Genomic DNA, 21,428 nt, shown 5'->3' on the forward strand with positions numbered 1-21,428 from the left:
AAGGTGTGGACGTCTTCGAAGCCGTGGCCGACCCGAGTCGGCGCGCACTCCTCGACGCACTGACCGAACGCCAGCACACCGCAGGCGAACTGGTCGAGATGCTGCCCGGACTCACCCAACCCACAGTGTCGCGACACCTGCGCGTGCTCCGCGAGGTCGGGCTCGTCGAGGTGCGCCCCGACGCCCAGCGGCGCATCTACGCGCTGCGCGCCGACGGGCTGTCCGAGATGGACCAGTGGATCGACCGGCACCGCCGCTACTGGGCAGACCATCTGGATGCCCTGGAACACCACCTCGATGCCACGTTCGGAGACCCCGAGTGAGCGCGCGCGAGGGACGCCTGACAGTCGATGGCGATCGCGCCGTGCTGCACTTCGAGCGCAGACTCCCCTACTCGATAGAGACGGTGTGGTCGGCGATCACCGAGCCGGCGCACCGGGACCGCTGGATGGGCAAGACGTCCATCGACCCCCGCCGGGGCGGCGCCATCGAGACGGTGGCCTCGGGTCCCCCACTGTCGCCCGACCAGAAGCGCATGACGGGCCGAATCCTAGTGTGGGATCCCCCAAGGGTTTTCGAGCACGAGTGGCATCAGCCGATCGTCGAGCCCGGAGTCGTGCGCTACGAGCTGGAGGCCGACGGCGACGCAACACTGCTGCGTTTCACCCACCGCGGACTCGGCGTGCCCAATGCCTCGGGATTCCAGCCGGGCACGCACGCCTACCTCGATCGGCTCGAGGCCCATCTCGCCGGGGCGCCACTGCCCAATTGGGTCGACCGCTACCGCAACATCGCCGGCGTCTCACCGCTGGCCCACCTCAAGGAGACACCGTGAACACCAATCCCCTCCAGCCCAGCATCGCGGTCTGCCATCACTCCGGCTTCGGGCACACCACCGTGCTCGCGGACGCGGTGGCCGTGGGCGCGGAGTCCGGTGGCGCCCGCGTGACGGTGATCGCCGTGGACGCCATCGCCGAGTCGGACTGGGACGTCCTCGACGCAGCCGACGCGATCGTCTTCGGCAGCGCCACCTACATGGGCAACGTCTCGGCGGCGTTTCAGGCCTTCGCCGAGAAGACCGGACGCCGTTGTATGAACGGGACGTGGCGCGACAAGATCGCGGCCGGCTTCACCAACTCGGGAGCCAAGAGCGGCGACAAACTCGCTGCGCTGATCTCGTTGGCGGTGTTCGCCGCTCAGCACCACATGCACTGGGTGAACCTGGGTCTCCCACCCGGGTGGAACAGCAGCTCGGGAAGCGAGCACGACCTGAACCGGCTCGGGTTCTGGCTGGGCGCCGGGACGCAGACCGACGTCGACGCGAGCCCCGATCAGCTACACCCCGCCGACGTCGCGACGTGCGAGCACCTCGGCCGCAGGGTGGCGCTGGTGACCCGCCAGATGGTGACGGGACGTACTGTGGCGCCGCCTAACTCAGCGGGGTCAGCTCCTGAAGCACGGTCGGCACCAGCTCGCTGACCGTCGGGTGGATGTGCATGGTCCGCGAGATGGCGGTGTAGGGAAGCTTCGCGGTCATCACGTCCAGGATGTCCTGCACCACCTCGTCACCGCCCACCCCGAGGATTGCCGCACCGAGGATCTCCTCGGTCTCGGCGTCGACGAGCACCTTCATGAATCCCTGCGTCTCACCCTTCTCGACGGCCCGACCGACACGCGTCATCGGGCGCTTGCCGACCAATGCCCGTCGCCCCGAGGCCCGCACCTCGGCGACCGACATACCCGCCCGGCCCAACGGCGGATCGATGTAGAGGGCGTAGGTGGTGATCCGATCGCTCACCCGGCGCGGATCGCCATCGAGCAGGTTGGCCGCCACGATCTCGAAGTCGTTGTAGGACGTGTGGGTGAAGGCGCCCTTGCCGTTGCAGTCCCCCATCGCCCAGATGCCGTCGACGTTGGTGCGCAACTGATCGTCGGTCGCGATGTAACCGCGCGCGTCCAGCGCCACGCCCGCAACAGACAGGCCGAGATCGTCGGTGTTGGGCCGCCGCCCCGTCGCGACCAGTAGGTGCGTACCGCTGATCGGATCGGCGCCGTCGCGAGGGTACAGGTCGAACCCCCCAGAATCGCTGTCGTGCTTGATGATCCGCATGGCGGTCGCGTCGAGATGGACGTCGATACCCTCGGCCTCGAGGATGTCCTTGATGGCGGCCGAAACGTCCTCGTCCTCGCGGGCGGTGAGCCGCGGGCCCCGCTCCACGACGCTGACCCTCGCACCGAATCTGCGGTACATCTGGGCGAACTCGAGTGCGATGTAACTGCCACCGACCACGACGAGATGGGATGGCAGCACGTCGAGGTCGAGGATTCCGACGTTGGTGAGGTAGTCGATATCGGCCAGCCCCGGAATGTCGGGCACCGTCGCACGCCCGCCGACGTTGAGGAAGATCTGGTTGGCCGTCAGCACCTCGTCGTCGACCCGGATGGTGTGCGGGCCCTCGAATCGGGCGTGGCCGCGGATGAGGGTGCAACCCGTCATGCCCTCCAGCCACGACTCGACGCCGTGGCGGTCTCCGAGCATGATCTGGTCCTTGCGGGCCTTGACCCTCGCCATGTCGACCGTGACATCGCCGGTGGCGATCCCGAAGTCCGCGCCGCGACGGGCGACGTGGGCGGCGTGCGCACTGGCCACCAGCGTCTTGGTGGGAATGCAGCCGTAGTTGACGCATGTGCCCCCAACGAGTTTGCGCTCGATGACGGCGACAGTCTGCCCGGCCTCGGTCAGCCGGCCGGCCAGTGGCGGACCCGCCTGGCCGGCGCCGACGATGATGGCGTCGAACTCGCGAGGCACGGCGATATCAGAGCGTCGAGACGAGTGCCACGACGGCGAGGCCACCTAGCACGGCGATGACGTCCTCGGTCAGGGCGACCGGAAGGTCACGGCCTCCGTTGGCCTCGACCAGACGGCGGCGCGCCTGATAGCCGCCGAGGGTCCCGAGGACGGCCCCGATGACACCGGCGCCAATGGAACTGAACGTGTAGTGGAATCCCGCCCCGATGACGGCTCCGGCGAAGGCGCCGGTCAGGATTCGCGCCGCGAACTGCGGGGTCACCGTGCGGGGCGGTGTGGACGGCAACTGATCGGTGACCAACTCCACCACCAGAAGGATGGTCAGCACCGTGACCGTGATGGGATGGCCCACCCACTGCGCCCAGGTGCCGTCCACGGGAAGCCAATTCAGAGCCGCGCCCCAGGCGACGACCGCGGGAGGCGTCAGTGCCCGGAGGCCCGCGACGACACCGATCAACAGAGCCAGAAGCAGCACGAGCACTTGCGTCATGGCTGGACGCTAACAGATCAAAAGCGACAAAACCGGATGTCGGAGGCCAATATCGCCTTGGCACCGATCGCCGCGATTTCGTCCATGATGGCGTTGACGTCACGCCGCGGCACCAGGGCACGCACGGCCACCCACGCCTCGTCGGCCAGCGGCGCGATCGTGGGCGACTCAAGACCGGGCGTGACGGCGGTCGCGCGATCCAGGACAGAACGCGGGCAGTCGTAGTCCAACATCAGGTACTGCTGCCCGAACACCACGCCCTGCACTCGCTTGGTGAGCTGCTCGCGCGCGGCGGCGTGGGCCGGGTCCGCGTCGACCCGCTCGATGAGGACGGCCTCCGAATCGCACAGCGGCTCACCGAAGGCCACCAGATCGTGCAGGCCCAACGTGCGGCCCGAGCCGACCACATCGGCGATCACGTCAGCCACCCCCAGCTGCACCGAGATCTCCACGGCACCGTCGAGCCGAATCACCGTGGCCTCGATACCGTTGTCCGCGAGATTGTTCCGGACCAGATTCGGGAAGGATGTAGCGATGCGCTTTCCGGCGAGATCCGCGACCGTCCAGTCCCGACCGACGGGGCCGGCATAGCGGAAGGTGGAATTGCCGAATCCCAGCGCCAGCCGCTCGCTGACCGGGGCGGCGGAGTCCGCGGCCAGATCACGGCCGGTGATGCCCAGATCCAACTCGCCGGAGCCGACGTAGATCGCGATGTCCTTGGGGCGTAGGAAGAAGAACTCCACGTTGTTCGCGGGGTCGACAACCGTGAGGTCCTTCGGGTCCCGGCGGCGGCGGTAACCCGCCTCGGAGAGGATCTCGGCGGCCGCCTCGCTCAGCGCACCCTTGTTGGGGACCGCGACGCGCAACATGGCCGATGAGCCGCTTGCGCGAAGACCATCAGACGTAGTCATAGCTTGGCGTAGACGTCGTCGAGGGTCAGCCCACGGGCGACCATAAGAACCTGCGTCCAGTAGAGGAGCTGGCTGATCTCCTCTGCCAGGGCCTCATCGCCCTCGTGTTCGGCGGCCAGCCACACCTCGCCGGCCTCCTCGATGATCTTCTTGCCCAGGCCGTGGACGCCGCCGTCGAGCGCGGCGACCGTGCCGCTGCCCGCGGGCCGGGTGCGCGCTCGCTCGGTGAGTTCGGCGAACAGGGTGTCGAAGGTCTTCACGGGTCGCGATTGTTTCACGTCGTGGGCACCGGCAGCGAATGGATATGGCCCGCGGGGGGGCTCGTGGCCCTCCAGAGTCAGATGTTGGCCGTCGGTTTGTCCTTGCCGAGGATCTCGCCGTGCATGTCCTCCAGGGACACGCCCTTTGTCTCCATGACCCACCGCCACACGAACAGGCCGGACAGGATGGCACAGAGGCCGTAGAAGCCGTAGGCCAGACCGAGGTGCTCGCGCAGGCCCGGGAACGTCACCGTGATCAGCCAGTTGGCCGCCCACTGACCTGCCGCGGCGATGCCCAGCGCCGCAGCGCGGATGCGGTTGGGGAACATCTCGCCCAACAGCACCCACACCACCGGGCCCCAGGACATGCCGAACGCGACCACGAAGAGGTTCGCCGCGATCAGTGCGATGACCCCGGACGCGCCGGGAAGACTGGGATTGCCATCGGGACCCACGGTGGCGTTGGCGAAGATGATCGACATCGTGATCAGGGTCACCGCCATGCCGGTCGAGCCGATCAGCAGGAGCGGCTTGCGACCGATCTTGTCGATCAACGCGATCGCGATCAGCGTGGTCAGCACGTTGATCACCGAAGTGATCACGGTGTAGATGGCCGACTCGTCGGCACTGAATCCCACCGCCTGCCACAGCACGTTGGAGTAGTAGAAGATCACGTTGATGCCGACGAACTGCTGGAATATCGACAGCCCGAGGCCAACCCAGACGATGCCGTAGATACCGCCCGTTGGCTTGCGCAGGTCCCGCAAGGACGGCTTGTCCTCACGCTCCAGCGTCTCCCGTATCCGGCTGATGGTGATTTCCAGGTTCTTCTGTCCGAGCAGCATGGTGAGTACCCGGCGGGCTTCCGGAATCTTGTGGCTGGCAACGAGATACCGCGGTGACTCGGGAATGGTGAACGCCAGTCCGCCGTACAGAACCGCGGGCACCGCCATCGCCAGGAACATCCAGCGCCAGGCGTCCAGCCCCAGCCACAGCGGTTCGTTGGGGCCACCTGCCGTCCATTGGAGCAGCCAGTTGATGACGAATGACAGGAAGATGCCCGACACGATGGCGAGCTGCTGCAGCGACCCGAGCCGGCCGCGGATGCTCGGTGGTGACGTCTCGGCGATGTAGGCCGGCGCGATCACCGACGCCACGCCGACGCCGATACCGCCGACAATCCGGAACAGCACGACGGTCCACACTTCATGGGCAAATCCGGTGCCGAAAGCGCTGATCAGGAAGAGCACCGCGGCGATCTTCATCACCGAGATGCGACCGATCCTGTCCGCGATGCGGCCCGCGGTCATGGCACCCGCGGCAGCTCCGAGAAGTGCCGATGCCACGGCGAAGCCCAGTTCGGCGTTGCCGATCCCGAAGTCCTCCTGGATCGAGTCGACCGCACCGTTGATGACGGCACTGTCGTAGCCGAACAGCAGGCCGCCCAGAGCCGCGACCGAGGCGATCCGGATGGCGGTGTGCCCGGACGCGAAGTTCTCATCAGTGATGGCCGACGACGAGTCGTCAACCGGAGGACCCTGACCAGCCATGTGACCGCCCCTTCTCGCACCGTCATCCCGTGATGGGAGTCACACCACGATGGCACAGTCAAGGCGGCGACAGGGGCATATCCCGTGTGGCGATGCGGAGGTTATGCCGGGCGGCGGTCCAGGTCGGCGTGCACGGCCCGCAGATCGTCGACCGACACATCAACAAGCGTGCTCATGTGCCTGCGTCGAGGGCTGGCGGGGACCTCGATGTCATTGGGTACCACCACGACCGCGCACCCGGCGGCTTCGGCCGCCGTGGTCCCGGCCACCGAGTCCTCGATCGCGACACAGTCGAGGGCATCGAACCCGATCAGCTCCGCCGCGCGCAGATAGGCGTCTGGCGCGGGCTTTCCCCGCGCCACCTCGTCCCCGCAGACCGTGGCGGAGAAGTAGTGCCGCCCAATGCTCTTGAGCGCCTGCTCGGTGAGGTCACGACGGGTATTGGTAACCAATGCCATCGGAACACCCTCAGCGGTCAGCGCGTCGAGCAGTTCCCTGGCCCCGGGCTGCCAGGGCAGCCCCGCCTCGAAGAGTTCACCGGTGTAGTCATGCAGCCAGTCGATTTCGCGCGTCACCGAATCGGCATCGGGCGCCAGCCCCAGGTCCGCGTAGACGATCGCCATCACATCGTCCGCCGATCCGCCGACTGTGCTCTCACGCACCTCCGCCGTCAGCACCGCTCCCCTGCGCCGGTACAACTCCTGTAGCGCGAGGTCCCACAGCTTCTCGGAGTCCACCAGCGTGCCATCCATGTCCCAGAGCACCGCACGCATGTGCTCCATCGTCTCATTGTCGGAGAGCCTCACTAGCTTGGTGTCATGACGATTCTGGTGACCGGGGCAACAGGAAACATCGGCAGGCGCGTGGTGGATCATCTGATCACGCTGGGTGCCAAGGACATCCGCGCGCTCACCGCCAACCCGACCAAGGCCCAGCTGCCCGATTCTGTGACTGCAATCACCGGCTACCTGGGCAGACCAGATTCCCTGCGGGCGGCGCTGGAAGGTGTCGAGCACGTCTACCTGGCTCCCTACACGGAGACCCTGTCGGCCACGCTGGTGCTGATGAGGGATGCCGGCGTGCAGTACGTCGTGGCGTTGTCGGGCGGCGCGCACTGGTCTGAGCACGCCGACGCCGTGACGGCATCGGGGCTACCCCACACGCAACTGGGACCGGGCGAGTTCTGCGAGAACTTCGCGATGTGGGCCGATCAAATCCGGACCACGCAGACCGTCGCCGAGCCGTATCCAGACGCCGTCGAGGCACCGGTCTCGATGGACGATATCGCCCGTGTGGCCGCGCACCTGCTCACCGGGCCGCCAGACGCTCACCTGTCGAGGATGTATGACCTCACCGGCCCGGAGGCGCTGAGCCGTGCCCAGATCGCCGAACAGATCGGCGTGGGCATCGGCGTGCCGGTGACGGTGCAGCACTGCAGCCGCACCGAGGCCGAGGAGCTGTTGCGACCCGTCATGGGCGACGGCGTGCAGTGGTACTTCGACCTGTTCAGTGCAGGTTCCGAGCCACAGGTCGCCAATGACGCTGTCGAATTACTGACGGGCACACCGGCGATGTCGATGGCTCAGTGGGCGGCCGCCAACTCCGACCAGTTCCGCTGATCGGGCTCAGTCCTCCGGGTTGTAGCCGAGATTGGGGCCGAGCCAGCGCTCGGCTTCCTTCAGGGTCCAGCCCTTGCGCTTCGCGTAGTCGGCGACCTGGTCCTGGGCCACCCGGCCGACCACGAAGTACTGCGACTGCGGGTGCGAGAAGTACCAGCCGCTGACGGCGGCACCGGGCCACATCGCCATGGACTCGGTCAGCTCGATGCCGGTGCGCTCCTTGACGTCCATCAGCTCCCAGAGCGTCGCCTTCTCGGTGTGCTCCGGGCAGGCCGGATATCCGGGGGCGGGGCGGATGCCCACGTACTTCTCACCGATGAGCGCCTCGTTGTCCAGCTGCTCGTCGGGCTGGAATCCCCAGAACTCCTTGCGGACCCGTTGGTGCATCCGTTCGGCGAACGCCTCTGCCAGCCGGTCGGCGAGCGACTCCAGCAGGATCGCGTTGTAGTCGTCGTTGGCGGCCTTGAACTCGACGATCTTCTCCTGGCTGCCGAGCCCCGTGGTGACGGCGAAAGCACCGACGTGGTCAGCCAGACCGGTGTCCTTGGGCGCGATGTAGTCGCCGAGGCTCCGGTTCGGGATGCCGTCCCGGTGCTCGCCCTGCTGGCGCAGGTTGTGCAATGTGGTCAGCACCTCGGTACGCGTCTCGTCGGTGTAGACCTCGATATCGTCACCGAGCGCGTTGGCCGGGAAGAAACCGATCACCCCGTTGGCGGTCAGCCACTTCTCTTTGATCAGGGTGTCGAGCATCTCCTGGGCGTCGTCGTACAGCTTGCGGGCGGTCTCGCCCGAGACCGGGTTGTTGAGGATGTCGGGGAACCTGCCCTTCATCTCCCAGGCGTTGAAGAACGGCTGCCAGTCGATGTACTCCCGCAGCTCGGCGAGGTCGTAGTCCAAGAACTCCCGCACGCCGAGACCTTGGGCGGGCACTGGCGGCGTGTAGCCGTCCCACTCGATCGGTGTCCGGTTCGCGCGCGCCTTCTCCAGCGTGAGCATCGGCCGCTCGCTCTTCTGGGCGTGCCGTTCGCGCAGGGCTGCGTAGTCGGTCTCGGTGGCCTCCAGCAGGGCCGGACGCTGCTTGTCGTCGAGCAGCGCTGCGGCAACCGGCACCGAGCGGGAGGCGTCCTTGACCCAGACCACGGGACCGCTACGACGCGGCGAAACCTTCACGGCCGTGTGAGCGCGCGAGGTGGTCGCGCCACCGATCAGCAGCGGGATCTGCAGATCCTGACGCTCCATCTCGACGGCGAAGTTGACCATCTCGTCCAGGGACGGAGTGATCAGGCCAGACAGCCCGATGATGTCGGCTTTGTGCTCCAACGCCGCGTCCAGGATCTTCTGGGCGGGCACCATCACACCGAGGTCGATCACCTCGTAGTTGTTGCACTGCAGGACGACCCCGACGATGTTCTTGCCAATGTCGTGGACGTCGCCCTTGACCGTCGCCATGATGATCGTGCCGTTGGTGTCCTTACTCGCGGCGGCACCGGACTGCTCCTTCTCCGCCTCGATGAACGGCAGCAGGTACGCAACGGCCTTCTTCATGACCCGGGCCGACTTCACCACCTGGGGCAGGAACATCTTGCCTGCGCCGAAGAGGTCACCGACAACGTTCATACCGTCCATCAGCGGGCCCTCGATCACCTCGATCGGGCGGCCACCCGCGCCAGCGATCTCGGCACGCAGTTCCTCGGTGTCGGACTCGACATCGGCGTCGATGCCCTTGACCAAGGCGTGTGTGATCCGCTCGCGGACCGGGAGGGTGCGCCACTCGGCCGCCACCGGGTCCTCGGCTTTGTCCTTGCTATTGAACCGTTCAGCGATCTCCAGGAGCCTCTCGGCCGCGTCCTCGCGACGGTTCAGGACGACGTCCTCGATGCGGTCCCGCAACTCGGGGTCGATCGAGTCGTAGGGCACCAGCGCGCCAGCGTTGACGATGCCCATGTCCAGGCCGGCCTTGATGGCGTGGAACAGGAACACCGCGTGGATCGCCTCGCGGACGGGGTTGTTGCCCCGGAACGAGAACGACACGTTCGAGATACCGCCCGAGATGTGCACCCCGGGCAGGTTCTCCTTGATCCAGGCGCAGGCCTCGATGAAGTCGATCCCGTACGTCGCGTGCTCCTCGATACCTGTCGCCAGCGCGAAGCAGTTCGGGTCGAAGATGATGTCCTCGGCCGGGAAGCCGACCTCTTCGGTCAGGATCCGGTAGGCGCGCCCGCATATCTCCTTGCGGCGCTCCAGGTTGTCGGCCTGACCCTGCTCGTCGAAGGCCATCACGACAACGGCGGCGCCGTACTTGCGGCACAGCCGTGCCTCGCGGACGAACTTCTCCTCGCCCTCCTTCATGGAGATCGAGTTGACGATCGGCTTGCCTTGCACGTTCTTCAGGCCCGCCTCGATGACCTCCCACTTGGAGGAGTCGATCATCACCGGGACGCGGCTGATATCCGGCTCGGCCGCGATCAGCTTGGTGAACCGATCCATCGCGGCGACGCCGTCGATCATGCCCTCGTCCATGTTGATGTCGATGACCTGCGCACCGACCTCGACCTGTTGCAGGGCGACCGACAGCGCGGTGTCGTAGTCCTCGGCCTTGATCAGGTTGCGGAACCGGGCGGAGCCGGTGATGTTGGTGCGCTCACCGATGTTCACGAACAGGGAGTCGTCGGTGATGTTGAGCGGCTCGAGGCCCGACAGCCGGGTGGCCACCGGGATCTCCGGCAGCTCGCGGGGCGGTTTGCCCTCGACGACCCTGGCGATCTCGGCGATGTGCGGCGGCGCCGTTCCGCAGCAGCCACCGACCAGGTTGACCAGGCCGGCCTCGGCGAACTCCTTGATGTAGCCGGCCTGAGCCTCCGGGGACTCGTCGTACTCGCCGAAGGCATTGGGCAGGCCGGCGTTCGGGTAGCAGGAGACGAAGGTGTCCGCGATCCGCGCCACCTCGGCGATGTAGGGCCTCATCTCGGGTGCACCCAGGGCGCAGTTCAGACCCACCGCGAGCGGTTTCGCGTGCCTGATCGCGTTCCAGAATGCCTCGGTGACCTGGCCGGACAGCGTGCGCCCGGAAGCATCGGTGATGGTGCCCGAGATGATGACCGGCCAGCGGCGTCCGCGCTGCTCGAAGAGTGTCTCGATGGCGAACACCGCCGCCTTCGAGTTCAGCGAGTCGAAGATCGTCTCGACGATGATGATGTCGGAACCACCGTCGACCAGGCCGTTGGCGGCTTCGAGGTAGGCGGCGACCAACTGGTCGTAGGAGACGTTGCGGGCTCCGGGGTCGTTGACGTCCGGCGAGATCGACGCGGTCCGCGTCGTTGGCCCCAGCGCGCCTGCCACGTAGCGGGGCTTGTCCGGGGTGCTGAACTCGTCAGCTGCCTTGCGGGCCAGGGCAGCCCCGGCGTAGTTCAGCTCATAGCTCAGGTCCGCCATGTCGTAGTCGGAGAGCGAGACCGCGTTCGCATTGAACGTGTTGGTCTCCAGGATGTCGGCGCCCGCCTCGAGGTATTCGCGGTGGATCGCCTCGATGATCTGCGGCTGTGTCAGGGTCAGCAGGTCGTTATTGCCCTGAAGGGCGGTCGGCCATTCCGTGAACCGGTCGCCGCGGTAGCCGGCCTCGTCCGGCCGATCGCGCTGGATCGCCGTGCCCATCGCGCCGTCGATCACCATGATCCGCTGGCGCAGAGCAGCCGTCAGTTCGTCGGTGCAGTCGGGGCGGATGTTCGGCTCAAAGGCGTCCGGCTGAACGGCGTTCACGTGCACTCCTTCCGTAGCGGAAGGCGTCCTTAACTCTGCCGAGCGTGGCGGATACCGGAAGGGACGGTGCCCCCCAATAACCGTTGCAACGCCTCTCGACCAGAAAAGTCTACGTCGTCACTCGATCGACGTCTGGACACCCGTCTCGTCGCCCGCGATCAACCCCGACCCGCTTGGCGATCGCGGTGCCCATGAGCGACAGCTCACGGATCCTGTCGGGAAGGTCGCCATCAAGGTTAACGAGATTGCAGCGTCGTTGCTTCCGCCAAACCGCCATGTACCCCAACCCGCCGGTTGATGCTCCTCGCACGGCGTCGGGCAGGGCTTACGCTTGGCTGGTGACAGACCTGCCCAACTTGCAGGCCCCCATCGTCGTCGCCGCCTTCGAGGGCTGGAATGACGCCGGTGACGCGGCCAGTGACGCGCTCGAACACCTCGACGCCATCTGGGAGGCCGAGACCATCGTCGAGATCGACGACGAGTCGTTCTACGACTATCAGGTGAATCGCCCCGTGATCCGCCAGATCGACGGCGTGACACGCGAGCTGGTGTGGCCGTCGATGCGGATCTCGCACTGCCGACCGCCAGGCAGCGACCGCGACATCGTGCTGATGCACGGGGTGGAGCCCAACATGCGGTGGCGCACGTTCTGCGCCGAACTGCTCGCCATCGCCGACAAGCTCAACGTCGAGACCGTCGTCATCCTCGGGGCGCTGCTCGCCGACACACCCCACACCCGCCCGGTGCCCGTGTCCGGCGCGGCCTACTCCCCCGAATCGGCGAAGTTCTTCGGGTTGGAGGAGACCCGCTACGAGGGACCCACCGGTATCGCCGGGGTGTTCCAGGACGCGTGCGTTGCCGCGGGCATCCCGGCCGTGACGTTCTGGGCCGCCGTCCCGCACTACGTGTCCCAACCGCCCTGTCCGAAGGCGACAGTGGCCCTGCTGCGCCGGGTCGAGGACGTGCTGGACATCGAGGTCCCGCTGGCCGATCTTCCCGCGGCCGCCGAGGAGTGGGAGCAGGCCGTCACCGAGATGACCGCCGAGGACGACGAGATCGCCGACTACGTGCATTCCCTCGAGGAACGCGGTGACGCCGAGGTCGATATGAGCGAGGCCATCGGAAAGATCGACGGTGACGCGTTGGCCGCCGAGTTCGAGCGCTATCTGCGTAGGCGCGGGCCCGGCTTCCGGGGCTGAGCCGTCAGCGCGGACGCGGACCCGCGCCTGCACGGTCGAGATTGCAGGCCTTGAATTCCTCGAACTTCACGGCCTCGGCCTCGATGTGCTCGATGTGCTCGATGAGGTTCCGTCGGCGAGTTCGACACTGAACGCCGCGACATCGTTGTCCATGACCGCACGATGGATCCGCTTGATGGGTCGATCTAGGGTGGGCGACCGCTGCGAGCCATTAGCCAGTCTTCGCCTTCTTCTCTACCAGCTGGATGAGATCCGCGGGAAATCCTGCAATCCGGTGGATCATCACCAGAGGTGAGTTCTTGCCTTCGGTCCGGTTGGGATCAGCTCCGTGGTCGAGCAAAAGCCGAACCATCGAACCATCGGCAGACGTTCGGCTTTGCTTCATGATCGCTACCCACAGTGGCGTGTTGCCCCAGACGTTGATGGGGTCGATGTTCGCGCCAGCATCTAGGAGGGCCTTGGCGAATTCGACGTTGCCGCGGTCGGCGGCGATGTGCAGTGGTGTCATGTCCTCGGGGCCAGGGGTGTTGATATCGGTTCCGTCGGCGAGTTCCACGCTGAACGCCGCGACACCGTTGTCCATGACTGCACGATGGATCGGCTTCATGGGGTCGATCCTGGGTGGGCGACCGCTACGTGCCATTGCGCCTACCGGGCCTTCGCTTTTTCTTCGAGGAGTGCGATCACATCCTCTGGAACGCCTGCGACGAGCTTTGCGGTCTTGAGCGGGGAACTATCGTTCTCGCTTCGGTTTGGATCTGCACCACGGTCCAGCAGGAGTCGAATCATCGACCCGTCCGGGCAAGTCCGGGGCCGTTCTCGGACGGCGACCCACAGTGGTGTGTTGCCCCAGACGTTGATGGGGTCGATGTTCGCGCCAGCATCTAGGAGGGCCTTGGCGAATTCGACGTTGCCGCGGTGGGCGGCGATGTGCAGTGGTGTCATGTCCTCGGGGCCAGGGGTGTTGATGTCGGTTCCGTCGGCGAGTTCGACGCTGAATGTCGCGACATCGTTGTCCATGACTGCACGATGGATCGGCTTCATGGGGTCAATCTTGGGTGGGCGACCGCTACGTGCCATGGGGGTGTACCTCCGTTACTGAGATGGGGCGGTGGATTGTTCAGCCTTCGCGGTGTCGATGAGCGTGAGGAATCCATGGAGATTGCCGCGCATACTCGGTGATCAGAAGGCCGGCAGCGCCATCTCCAACGACAATCACCCGTCCGATCCGGTCACTGGGCATGAGCGCGGCAAAGTAAGGCAAGGGAATTGGTGTACCGAGAGGGTCGATGAGCCAGCCAGAAATCCGAGGTGTAGTCGGAAGGGCTTGGTGCTTTCGTGATCGTCGCTCCCTCTTGGTGGGTGACCTGCGGCCACGCTACCGCCGTGAGAACCGCGATTGCCGGAGACGCCGCTACGTCTTAACCGGCTTAGGCGCCTGCCACTGCCCGTTGAGCGCATCCGGCTTCGGCCAGTACAGCCGCAGGATCACCTGGAACGGACCTTTCGGGGCGGGCAGCCAGTTGGCCTCCCGGTCCAAACCCGGCGACTCGTTCTGCACATACAGCGTGATGCCGCCGTCGGGATCCTTGGCCAGGCTCGACAGCATCGGCGAGTTGATCAGGTACCGGTTCATCGGGTTGGCGACCAGCTGACTCTGCGGCAGCTCGTACATGGTCAGTGACCAGAACGCATTGACCGGCGGCAGCTGGCCGGAGGCGAAGCGGTAGGTGTAGGTGTTGGCACCGTCCAGCGGTGCCCCCGTGGAGTCCACTGTCGTCCCGGGATAGAGGGCCTCGTCCTTGCTGTTGCCGTAGATCCCCAGCACGGCGCCGGCCATCCGGTAGAGGTAGTTGCCGTTCAGGTACTGCGCGGTGCCGAACATGTCCGCGGCCCCGACCTGACCGGTGTCGATCTTGTCGCGCTTCAACGTGTCGTACTCGGTCCAGGCGTCGGCCATGCCCCCCTCGATGGCCGCGCGCATCTGCGGGTCCAGATCGTCGGCGTCGAACGCGCCGTCCGGGGCGATGCCGATGCTGGCGAACCGGTCCCGCATGGCCTTCTCCTGCGGCAGCGTCGGCGCGAACCCCAGCGCGAAGTTCAGGATCTCGAAGAACTGCGGTGACGTGCGCTGCGCCTCAGGGGTGAGCGGCGGAACGAAGTCGATGGCCGGCGCGGGCGGGGGCGCCGGCTGGTTGAGGTGCGCTGACAGCGGCGCGACCCGGTAGCCGTCCTGCACCCTCTTGACGTTGTCGAGGTCGGATGGGCCGAACAGCTCAGTGCGATAGAGGACCAGGGCCAGATCGGTGTCGCTGCGGATGACCTTGTCTATTCCCTCGGGGACGTCACCGGTGAAGTTCGGACCAGTCAGCAGGTAGGTGCCGCCGCCGTTGCCGGTGGTCCGGCTGCCGACGTATTCGAAGTCGTAGGTGTAGCCGTCGACGAACTGCAGCGAGTAGTAGCGGTCCTGCTCGATGGGCGGAACCGTGAGCACCAGCGGTTCGGCGCGCAGATCGGCGCCGACCGCGGAGTAGGGAGTGTCCGAGTTCGGGGTCTGAATGGTGGTGTCCTCGGGTGTGAAAACCCTTGCCGTGTTGTGGATCTGGTTCCAGTCGCCCTTATACTCGGCGTTCTGCTTGTCGACGAAGTAGGAGTACAAGACGCGGTAGTTGTCGACCATCGGAAAGCCGTAGATGTAGGCCTCCTTGGCTATCTCCCGCGCTTGAGCGGGCGTGACGGTTTCGGCCTGCGGGGGCGGCGGCGCGGAACTGACCACCTCGGGCTCCTGCGGCTTGGTACACCCGACCAGCACGACCAGCAGCGCCACCAAGACGCCGATGCGCCGCATCAGTCCTGCTCCAGCTCTTCGTTGTGTGCACTCGTGGACCGCCCCAGAGCGGCGACCTCGGCGTCCATCCGAGGGAGGAGGTCGGGCACGATCGCCCGCACCGGCATCTCGCCCACTCGGGTGGACAGGATCGGCCGCAGCCAGCGGACCAGCCCCACCCAGCCCGGGCAGTTGACCCTGGTGCGGCGACCCTCGATGCCCTTGACGAAGGCCTCGCCGCACCGCGCCACGGATGTGGTGGTCTTCAGCGGTCCCGGCAGCCTCGACAGCATCTCGCCGAAGGTGGACATATCGGCCTTGCTGTCGCGGACCAGTGCAGTGTCTATCCACGACATGTGCGCCGAACCCACGTTGACGCCACGATGCGCGACCTCCAGGCGCAGCGCGTTCGCGAAGTGCTCCACCGCCGCCTTGGACGCGTTGTAGGGCGCAAGACCGGGAGCAGCGGCGTATGCGGCCAGCGACGACACGATCAGCACGTAGCCGCGGCGCTCGATCACCGAGGGCAGTGTGGCACGCACCGTGTGGAACACCCCGAGCACGTTGATGTCGAGTACCCGCTTGAACGCCTCCGGGTCGACCTGCAGCACCGAGCCGTAGCTGGCGATACCCGCGTTGGCCAGCACGATGTCGATACCGCCGAACCGCTCGACGGCCGCCGCGGCGGCACCCTGCATCGCAGGGAGATCACGCACATCGGCGACGACCGTGAGAACGCGATCGGTGCCGAGTTCGTCCCGCTGCCGAGCCAGTAGATCCTCGTCGATATCGGTGAGCACCAGCTTGGCGCCCTTGGCGTGTAGCCGGTGCGCCACCTCGGCACCGACTCCTGCTGCCCCGCCGGTGATGAATACGACCTTTCCGCGCACAGAAGACATGACGCGAAACGTACTCCAACCACCGATCGGACGGGCAGGGTCGGTGCCTTCGCGCTAGGTCAGCTCGATGCCGAACAACGCGTCGACGGCCGTGCGGACGGCGTTCGGTGCTGATACGTCATGCCCGCCGTACTCGAGCGCATCGGTACACCAACCATCGAGCGCGGCAATTGCTTTGGGCGTGTCGAGGTCGTCGGCGAGGTATCTGCGCACGCGAGCGATCACGTCAGTGGCGTCGGGAGCCGCCGATAGCGCGGTCGCGGCGCGCCACCTGCTCAGCCGCGCCTTGGCCTCGTCGAGCACGGCATCGCTCCACGACCGGTCGGCACGGTAGTGCCCGGCGAACAATCCCAGCCGGATGGCCGAGGGCTCAACGCCCTGGGCGCGCAACCTCGACACCAGCACCAGGTTCCCGCGACTCTTGCTCATCTTGTGGCCGTCCCAGCCGATCATCCCGGCGTGGACGTAGTGGCGGGCGAATCTGCGCTCCCCCGTTGCCGATTCGGCGTGCGCGGCGGAGTACTCGTGGTGCGGGAACACCAGGTCGCTGCCACCGCCCTGAATGTCGAGGCCTGTGCCGATGCGAGTCAGCGCGATGGCGGCGCACTCCACGTGCCAGCCCGGGCGTCCGGGACCGAACGGTGACGGCCAGCTGGGCTCGCCGGGACGCTCGGCACGCCACAGCAGGGCGTCGAGCTGATCGGTCTTACCGGGCCGGTCGGGGTCGCCGCCGCGTTCACCGAAGAGTCGCAGCATGGTGTCACGGTCATACCCCGACTCGTAGCCGAACTGGTCGGTGGCATCCGCGCGGTAGTACACGTCCGGGAACTCGGCGTCGTCGACGACATAGGCCGCGCCCGCCGCGAGGAGTTTCTCGACCAGTTCGATGACCTCGGCGATGGCATCGGTGGCGGCGACGTAGTCATGCGGTGGCAGCACGCGAAGGGCCGCCATATCGTCGCGGAACAGCTGGGTCTGGTCGGCGCCGAGGTCACGCCAGTCGACACCGTCGCGCAGCGCCCGTTCGAACAGCGGGTCGTCGACATCGGTGACGTTCTGCACGTAGTGCACGCGGTGACCCGAGTCGAGCCACACCCGATACACCAGGTCGAACGTCAGATAGGTGGCGGCGTGGCCGAGGTGCGTGGCGTCGTACGGCGTGATGCCACACACGTACATGGTCGCGGTCTCACCGGCGGCCACCGGACGAATCTGACGATCCGCGCTGTCGTACAGACGCAACTGCGGACCCTGCCCCGGCAGGGCCGGAACGGAGGACGCCGGCCAGGATTGCATGGCTCCGACTCTAGGGTGTGCGCTCAGAACGTCCTCCGATGGTGTGTGTCTGTCCGTCTTGGACGCCCGATCGGCACGATCCATTCCCGATGGGCCCCGACGGGGATCAGAGAATGGACCGGATGCCCTCGAGCAGCGTGCCGGCGAGTTCAGGCCTGCACATCAGAAAGTCGGGCAGGTAGGGATCGGGACGGTTGTAGACCAGGGGCGATCCGTCGATGCGCGTCGCATGGAGGCCCGCGGCCCAGACCACACCCGCCGGTGCGGCCGAGTCCCACTCCCACTGGCCGCCTGCGTGGATGTAGGCGTCGACATCGCCGCGCACCAGTGCCATGGCCTTAGCGCCCGCCGATCCCATCCCGACCAACTCGATGTCAAGGATGTCGCGCAGCCACCACAGCACCGTCGGCGGCCGGTTACGGCTCGTGGCGACCCGGATCGGGCCCGGTTCGCGCGGCGGTGGACCGGTCACGGTGTCGGTGCGGTACACCGTGTCGACGGCGGGAAGCCCGACCACGGCATCGGTGATGCGGCCGCCCGGACCGCCGTTGCTGCGCTGCCACAGGGCGATGTGCACCGCCCAGTCGACGCGGCCCGGCATGGAGAACTCGCGGGTGCCGTCCACCGGGTCGACGATCCACACCCGGTCGGCGCGGAGCCTGGCCAGGTTATCGGGTGATTCCTCGGACAACACCGCGTCGTCCGGGCGCGCCTCACGCAGGAGTCTCAGGATGAGGTCGTTGGCGCGCCGGTCGCCGGCGTCACCGAGGCCGTAGGGGTCATCGAAACCGACCTCGTCGCGCACCGCCAGCAGGTACTCGCCGGCCTCCTGTGCCACCCGCGCGGCCAGTGTCGCGTCATTCACGTCGTCGGCGGCGCCGACATCGCTCACGTCGGCGGTGCCGACAATGGGCCCCGTGGGGTCGCGCCGGGCGCCCGGACCACCATGGGTACCGCCGGGAAGTAGGCCGCCATCTCTGAGCGGCAGCGCCGCAGGGCTGCGGTGCCGAAACCGCGGTGGCGGTGGTCGGGATGAATCCAGATCCGCACGTTCACCTCGCCACCGACGAGTTCACCGAACACCATGCCGACCTTCTCGGTGGCCTCCTCGGCGACGAACCACACCGCCTCCTCGGCCGACACCCGGCCGACGGCGGCGCTGATCTCATCGTCAAGGCTGCCCGCGGGCCCGCCGGAACCGTCACCGGTGGCCCCGACGTCGTCTGTGCGCGCGGCGAAGATGTCGCGGTCTACGGCGTCCGAGAACGGTCGCAGCACCAGGCCCTCACCCGAACTGGCCGGGCGGTCCGCGAACGTGAACGTGAGCTGCTTGTTGAGATCCTCGAGTTCCTCGGCGATCCGCCGTCGCGAGTCCCGGGTCAGGCGGTCGAATGACATCGCCATGACAGCCTCGCCGCCCAGGCGCGAGGTGCCGAGCAGTTGCGCAATCGTCTCCACGGCGGACGCCTTGTCACTGGCCTCGACGATCGCGTCGAGCACCTCGTGCCTGCGGTCGAGCGCCTTCTGCAGCGCGTCGGTGATATCGCGGCGGGCGGCAGCCCGGTCATGATCGGTCATGATCGCCAGCGTAGAACACTGCTCCGCGCGGGGAGCGACGTTGCACCCACTGCGGCGGCTCAGAAGGCGGGCCACGGGATCGGGCGGTGCCGATCCGGCGTCGGCATCACCGGATCGTTCAGCAATGCAACGGTTCTCGCCAGCAGAGCCTCGATCTCGCGACCGGTGACATGCTCGCCGAGGGCCTCGCCAAGACCGGACCGGAGATCGTCGCGCAGGATCGCGACCTGCGCCAGGGTCTCGTCGTCGACGGGTTTGCCCGCCCACCCCCACAGCACGGTGCGCAGCTTGTCCTCGCTGTGCAGGCTCACGCCGTGGTCGACGCCGTGGACCCGACCGTCCACACCCGACAGGATGTGCCCGCCCTTGCGGTCGGCGTTGTTGATCAGCACGTCGAAGACCGCCATCCGGCGCAGGCGGATGTCATCGGCGTGCACGAGCGTGACCTCGTCACCGGCGTAGTCGTAGGCCTGCAGGATCGGCAGATACCCCGGGGGCACCTTTCCCGCGGGCACCAGATCCACCAGATCCGGCCCGGCATCGGGATCGTCGTCGAGTGCGTCACCGGGCTGATCGACCCACAGCTGCACCATGCCCGAACCCGCGGGTCCGTCGCGAATGATGGTGTAGGGCACGATGTCCCAGCCCAGCGCGGCTGAGACCAGGTAGGCGGCGTACTCGCGACCGGCCAGCGTGCCGTCGGGGAAGTCCCACAGCGGCGCCTCCCCCGCGACCGGCTTGTAGACGCAGTGCGTCTCGTGGTCGTCGAGATGGGCCTCGCACAGGAACGTTGCGTTGCTCGCGGAGCGGATCCGCCCGAGGACGGTCAGCTCGCCTCGGCGCAGTACCTCACCGTCGATCCCGCCCGCCTGCCCCTCAGAAATCATCGCCGGACTCGCCGGGCTCGCCGGACTCGCCCAGTGCGCCGCGCAGGTACCCGTTGGTTCGAACGCAGATGTGGCCCGCCGGATCGAGAGGTTCGTCACACAGTGGACACGGCGGCCGTCCCGCAGAGATCACCCGGTTGGATCGTGTCGCGAACTCACGCGCCGACTCCGGGGACAGAAACACCCGAACGGCGTCGGGTCCGTCCTCGGCGTCATCGAGCACCACCGACGCGTCGAACTCGGTGTCGGACACGGCGAGCAGCTCCACCACCACTGTCTCGGCCTCGGAGTCCCAGCCCAGGCCCATCGTGCCGACCCGGAACTCGGCGTCCACCGGCATGACCAGCGGGCTCAAGTCCTCGACCTCACCGGTGTCGGGCGGGATGGGCGTGCCGAACCGGCGGTTGATCTCCAACAGCAGTGCGGCGATGCGTTCGGCGAGGACGGCGACCTGCTGCTTCTCCAGCATCACCGACACCACCCTGGTGTCGTGCACGGCCTGGAGGTAGAACGTCCGGTTTCCCGGTTGCCCGACCGTCCCGGCCACGAAGCGGTCGGGTGAGCGGAAGACGTGAATCGAGCGGGTCATGGCCTTTCCAAAATACCGGTATGGGCAGTGCCTCTGTCATTCCGAGGACGGCCTGTCAGTCGGTGGAGCCGCCCACGACGGCGTCCGTACTCGCCACCTGGTCCGAGTCCGGACCCTGTTCGGGCTTGGGCGTCAGTGCCGTTGTGAGGTCGGCCCCGGTGTGGTTGACGTGCAACACGAACGGTCGGAGGGCGGTGTAGCGGATCACGCTCATCGATGCGGGATCGGCGGTGATGCGCTGAAAACCGTCGAGGTGGACGCCAAGCGCATCGGCCAGCACCGCCTTGATCACATCACCGTGTGTGCATGCCACCCACAACACGTCACCGTCGGCGCCCTCGGCGAGGCGGCGGTCGTGTTCGCGCACCGCGGCCACGGCGCGGGCCTGCACCTGGGCCAACCCCTCTCCCTCGGGAAACACCGCGGCGCTGGGCTGCTGCTGCACCACGGTCCACAGCGGCTCTTTGAACAGCTCGGCGATCTTGCGACCGGTCCACTGTCCGTAGTCGACCTCAACCAGGCGTTCGTCGATGACCGGTTCGACGCCGAGCGCGGCGGCCAGCGGGTCGACGGTGCGCGCGCACCGCAGCAGGGGCGAACGCACGATCGCCTTGATCGGTAGCGCACCGATCCGGTCGACGATCCCCGCGGCCTGGGCCATGCCCTTGTCATCGAGGTCGACACCCTCGGACCGGCCGGCCAGGGTATGGGCAGTGTTGGACGTCGAGCGGCCGTGCCGCAGCAGGATGACGGTCATC

At 66.9% G+C, this 21,428-nt stretch carries 22 protein-coding genes; 5 read left to right on the plus strand and 17 right to left on the minus strand.

Annotation, left to right across the window (positions count from 1 at the left end; all coding sequences use genetic code 11):
* Positions 1–5 precede the first annotated feature (5 nt).
* Genes ACZY0X_RS25540 through ACZY0X_RS25550 form a run of 3 tightly spaced genes read left to right on the plus strand, consistent with a single transcriptional unit; the run spans position 6 to position 1,479 of the window.
* Complete coding sequence (locus ACZY0X_RS25540) at positions 6–323, plus strand: ArsR/SmtB family transcription factor (protein WP_463774392.1); 318 nt, start codon at positions 6–8, stop codon at positions 321–323.
* Complete coding sequence (locus ACZY0X_RS25545; RefSeq protein WP_463774393.1) at positions 320–835, plus strand: SRPBCC family protein; 516 nt, start codon at positions 320–322, stop codon at positions 833–835. The genes ACZY0X_RS25540 and ACZY0X_RS25545 overlap by 4 nt, the downstream gene beginning before the upstream one ends.
* Positions 832–1,479 carry a flavodoxin family protein gene (locus ACZY0X_RS25550; protein WP_463774395.1) on the plus strand — a complete coding sequence of 216 codons (648 nt, stop codon included), beginning with the start codon at positions 832–834 and terminating at the stop codon, positions 1,477–1,479. Before ACZY0X_RS25545 ends, ACZY0X_RS25550 begins: the two co-directional genes overlap by 4 nt.
* Here ACZY0X_RS25550 and ACZY0X_RS25555 read toward each other — a convergent pair.
* The 6 genes from ACZY0X_RS25555 to ACZY0X_RS25580 form a co-directional block, all read right to left on the minus strand.
* Entirely contained in the window at positions 1,430–2,809 is a 1,380-nt protein-coding gene (locus ACZY0X_RS25555) for an FAD-containing oxidoreductase (RefSeq protein ID WP_463774396.1), read from the minus strand. The two genes, ACZY0X_RS25550 and ACZY0X_RS25555, sit on opposite strands and share 50 nt — an antisense overlap.
* 7 nt (positions 2,810–2,816) lie before the next feature.
* Positions 2,817–3,299, minus strand: a complete 483-nt coding sequence (locus ACZY0X_RS25560; RefSeq protein WP_241404800.1) for a DUF4126 family protein — start codon at positions 3,297–3,299, stop codon at positions 2,817–2,819.
* 17 nt (positions 3,300–3,316) lie between these two features.
* Positions 3,317–4,168 carry an ATP phosphoribosyltransferase gene (gene hisG, locus ACZY0X_RS25565; RefSeq protein WP_463774588.1) on the minus strand — a complete coding sequence of 284 codons (852 nt, stop codon included), beginning with the start codon at positions 4,166–4,168 and terminating at the stop codon, positions 3,317–3,319.
* A 38-nt stretch (positions 4,169–4,206) separates the two neighbouring features.
* Positions 4,207–4,488: a phosphoribosyl-ATP diphosphatase gene (locus ACZY0X_RS25570; RefSeq protein WP_463774398.1), complete on the minus strand. Its 282-nt coding sequence runs from the start codon at positions 4,486–4,488 to the stop codon at positions 4,207–4,209.
* A 59-nt stretch (positions 4,489–4,547) separates the two neighbouring features.
* Positions 4,548–6,020, minus strand: a complete 1,473-nt coding sequence (locus ACZY0X_RS25575) for a sugar porter family MFS transporter (RefSeq protein ID WP_463774399.1) — start codon at positions 6,018–6,020, stop codon at positions 4,548–4,550.
* Positions 6,021–6,121: 101 nt separating this feature from the next.
* Positions 6,122–6,793, minus strand: a complete 672-nt coding sequence (locus tag ACZY0X_RS25580; protein ID WP_463774590.1) for an HAD family hydrolase — start codon at positions 6,791–6,793, stop codon at positions 6,122–6,124.
* Positions 6,794–6,838: 45 nt separating this feature from the next.
* Here ACZY0X_RS25580 and ACZY0X_RS25585 point away from each other — a divergent pair, with 45 nt between their 5' ends.
* Complete coding sequence (locus tag ACZY0X_RS25585; protein ID WP_463774400.1) at positions 6,839–7,639, plus strand: SDR family oxidoreductase; 801 nt, start codon at positions 6,839–6,841, stop codon at positions 7,637–7,639.
* 6 nt (positions 7,640–7,645) lie between these two features.
* On the opposite strand, the gene metH is transcribed toward ACZY0X_RS25585, so the two are convergent.
* The gene (gene metH, locus ACZY0X_RS25590; RefSeq protein ID WP_463774592.1) at positions 7,646–11,308 is read right to left on the minus strand and encodes a methionine synthase; all 3,663 of its coding nucleotides are present in this window, start codon (positions 11,306–11,308) and stop codon (positions 7,646–7,648) included.
* Between the two features lie 362 nt (positions 11,309–11,670).
* Between metH and ACZY0X_RS25595 the strand changes: the two genes are divergently transcribed.
* Complete coding sequence (locus ACZY0X_RS25595) at positions 11,671–12,594, plus strand: PAC2 family protein (protein WP_371747103.1); 924 nt, start codon at positions 11,671–11,673, stop codon at positions 12,592–12,594.
* Positions 12,595–12,805: 211 nt separating this feature from the next.
* Here the strand turns inward: ACZY0X_RS25595 and ACZY0X_RS25600 are convergent, their stop codons facing one another.
* The 10 genes from ACZY0X_RS25600 to ACZY0X_RS25645 all read right to left on the minus strand — a co-directional run bounded on the left by ACZY0X_RS25600 (position 12,806) and on the right by ACZY0X_RS25645 (position 21,427).
* Complete coding sequence (locus ACZY0X_RS25600) at positions 12,806–13,237, minus strand: ankyrin repeat domain-containing protein (protein WP_463774402.1); 432 nt, start codon at positions 13,235–13,237, stop codon at positions 12,806–12,808.
* 5 nt (positions 13,238–13,242) lie between these two features.
* Positions 13,243–13,674 carry an ankyrin repeat domain-containing protein gene (locus ACZY0X_RS25605; RefSeq protein ID WP_463774404.1) on the minus strand — a complete coding sequence of 144 codons (432 nt, stop codon included), beginning with the start codon at positions 13,672–13,674 and terminating at the stop codon, positions 13,243–13,245.
* A 334-nt stretch (positions 13,675–14,008) separates the two neighbouring features.
* Positions 14,009–15,442 (minus strand): DUF1254 domain-containing protein, encoded by a 1,434-nt coding sequence (locus ACZY0X_RS25610; RefSeq protein WP_463774406.1) that lies wholly within the window; start codon positions 15,440–15,442, stop codon positions 14,009–14,011.
* Complete coding sequence (locus ACZY0X_RS25615; RefSeq protein WP_463774408.1) at positions 15,442–16,320, minus strand: SDR family oxidoreductase; 879 nt, start codon at positions 16,318–16,320, stop codon at positions 15,442–15,444. The genes ACZY0X_RS25610 and ACZY0X_RS25615 overlap by 1 nt, the downstream gene beginning before the upstream one ends.
* Positions 16,321–16,374: 54 nt before the next feature.
* Positions 16,375–17,616 (minus strand): cysteine--1-D-myo-inosityl 2-amino-2-deoxy-alpha-D-glucopyranoside ligase, encoded by a 1,242-nt coding sequence (mshC, locus tag ACZY0X_RS25620; RefSeq protein WP_463774409.1) that lies wholly within the window; start codon positions 17,614–17,616, stop codon positions 16,375–16,377.
* A 106-nt stretch (positions 17,617–17,722) separates the two neighbouring features.
* On the minus strand, positions 17,723–18,508 hold the full coding sequence (locus ACZY0X_RS25625) for a 3'(2'),5'-bisphosphate nucleotidase CysQ (RefSeq protein ID WP_463774411.1): 786 nt from the start codon (positions 18,506–18,508) through the stop codon (positions 17,723–17,725).
* Complete coding sequence (locus tag ACZY0X_RS25630; protein WP_463774412.1) at positions 18,505–19,194, minus strand: GNAT family N-acetyltransferase; 690 nt, start codon at positions 19,192–19,194, stop codon at positions 18,505–18,507. The genes ACZY0X_RS25625 and ACZY0X_RS25630 overlap by 4 nt, the downstream gene beginning before the upstream one ends.
* Before the next feature lie 59 nt (positions 19,195–19,253).
* Entirely contained in the window at positions 19,254–20,081 is an 828-nt protein-coding gene (locus ACZY0X_RS25635) for an SCO1664 family protein (RefSeq protein ID WP_463774414.1), read from the minus strand.
* Positions 20,071–20,670, minus strand: a complete 600-nt coding sequence (locus ACZY0X_RS25640; RefSeq protein WP_463774415.1) for a DUF3090 domain-containing protein — start codon at positions 20,668–20,670, stop codon at positions 20,071–20,073. The genes ACZY0X_RS25635 and ACZY0X_RS25640 overlap by 11 nt, the downstream gene beginning before the upstream one ends.
* Positions 20,671–20,725: 55 nt before the next feature.
* Positions 20,726–21,427, minus strand: a complete 702-nt coding sequence (locus ACZY0X_RS25645; protein ID WP_463774416.1) for a histidine phosphatase family protein — start codon at positions 21,425–21,427, stop codon at positions 20,726–20,728.
* Position 21,428: the final 1 nt, after the last annotated feature.

The sequence above is a fragment of the Mycobacterium sp. IDUB_39 genome, from assembly GCF_055419205.1.

Excerpts from the sequence above, each read along its gene's own strand:
- ACZY0X_RS25560 (WP_241404800.1), bottom strand. The coding sequence starts at position 3,299 with ATGACGCAAGTGCTCGTGCTGCTTCTGGCTCTGTTGATCGGTGTCGTC.
- hisG (WP_463774588.1), bottom strand. The coding sequence starts at position 4,168 with ATGTTGCGCGTCGCGGTCCCCAACAAGGGTGCGCTGAGCGAGGCGGCC.
- ACZY0X_RS25575 (WP_463774399.1), bottom strand. The coding sequence starts at position 6,020 with ATGGCTGGTCAGGGTCCTCCGGTTGACGACTCGTCGTCGGCCATCACT.
- ACZY0X_RS25580 (WP_463774590.1), bottom strand. The coding sequence starts at position 6,793 with ATGCGTGCGGTGCTCTGGGACATGGATGGCACGCTGGTGGACTCCGAG.
- ACZY0X_RS25585 (WP_463774400.1), top strand. The coding sequence starts at position 6,839 with ATGACGATTCTGGTGACCGGGGCAACAGGAAACATCGGCAGGCGCGTG.
- metH (WP_463774592.1), bottom strand. The coding sequence starts at position 11,308 with ATGGTGATCGACGGCGCGATGGGCACGGCGATCCAGCGCGATCGGCCG.
- ACZY0X_RS25595 (WP_371747103.1), top strand. The coding sequence starts at position 11,671 with ATGTACCCCAACCCGCCGGTTGATGCTCCTCGCACGGCGTCGGGCAGG.
- ACZY0X_RS25600 (WP_463774402.1), bottom strand. The coding sequence starts at position 13,237 with ATGGCACGTAGCGGTCGCCCACCCAGGATCGACCCCATGAAGCCGATC.
- ACZY0X_RS25605 (WP_463774404.1), bottom strand. The coding sequence starts at position 13,674 with ATGGCACGTAGCGGTCGCCCACCCAAGATTGACCCCATGAAGCCGATC.
- ACZY0X_RS25610 (WP_463774406.1), bottom strand. The coding sequence starts at position 15,442 with ATGCGGCGCATCGGCGTCTTGGTGGCGCTGCTGGTCGTGCTGGTCGGG.
- ACZY0X_RS25615 (WP_463774408.1), bottom strand. The coding sequence starts at position 16,320 with ATGTCTTCTGTGCGCGGAAAGGTCGTATTCATCACCGGCGGGGCAGCA.
- mshC (WP_463774409.1), bottom strand. The coding sequence starts at position 17,616 with ATGCAATCCTGGCCGGCGTCCTCCGTTCCGGCCCTGCCGGGGCAGGGT.
- ACZY0X_RS25630 (WP_463774412.1), bottom strand. The coding sequence starts at position 19,194 with ATGACCGATCATGACCGGGCTGCCGCCCGCCGCGATATCACCGACGCG.
- ACZY0X_RS25635 (WP_463774414.1), bottom strand. The coding sequence starts at position 20,081 with ATGATTTCTGAGGGGCAGGCGGGCGGGATCGACGGTGAGGTACTGCGC.
- ACZY0X_RS25640 (WP_463774415.1), bottom strand. The coding sequence starts at position 20,670 with ATGACCCGCTCGATTCACGTCTTCCGCTCACCCGACCGCTTCGTGGCC.
- ACZY0X_RS25645 (WP_463774416.1), bottom strand. The coding sequence starts at position 21,427 with ATGACCGTCATCCTGCTGCGGCACGGCCGCTCGACGTCCAACACTGCC.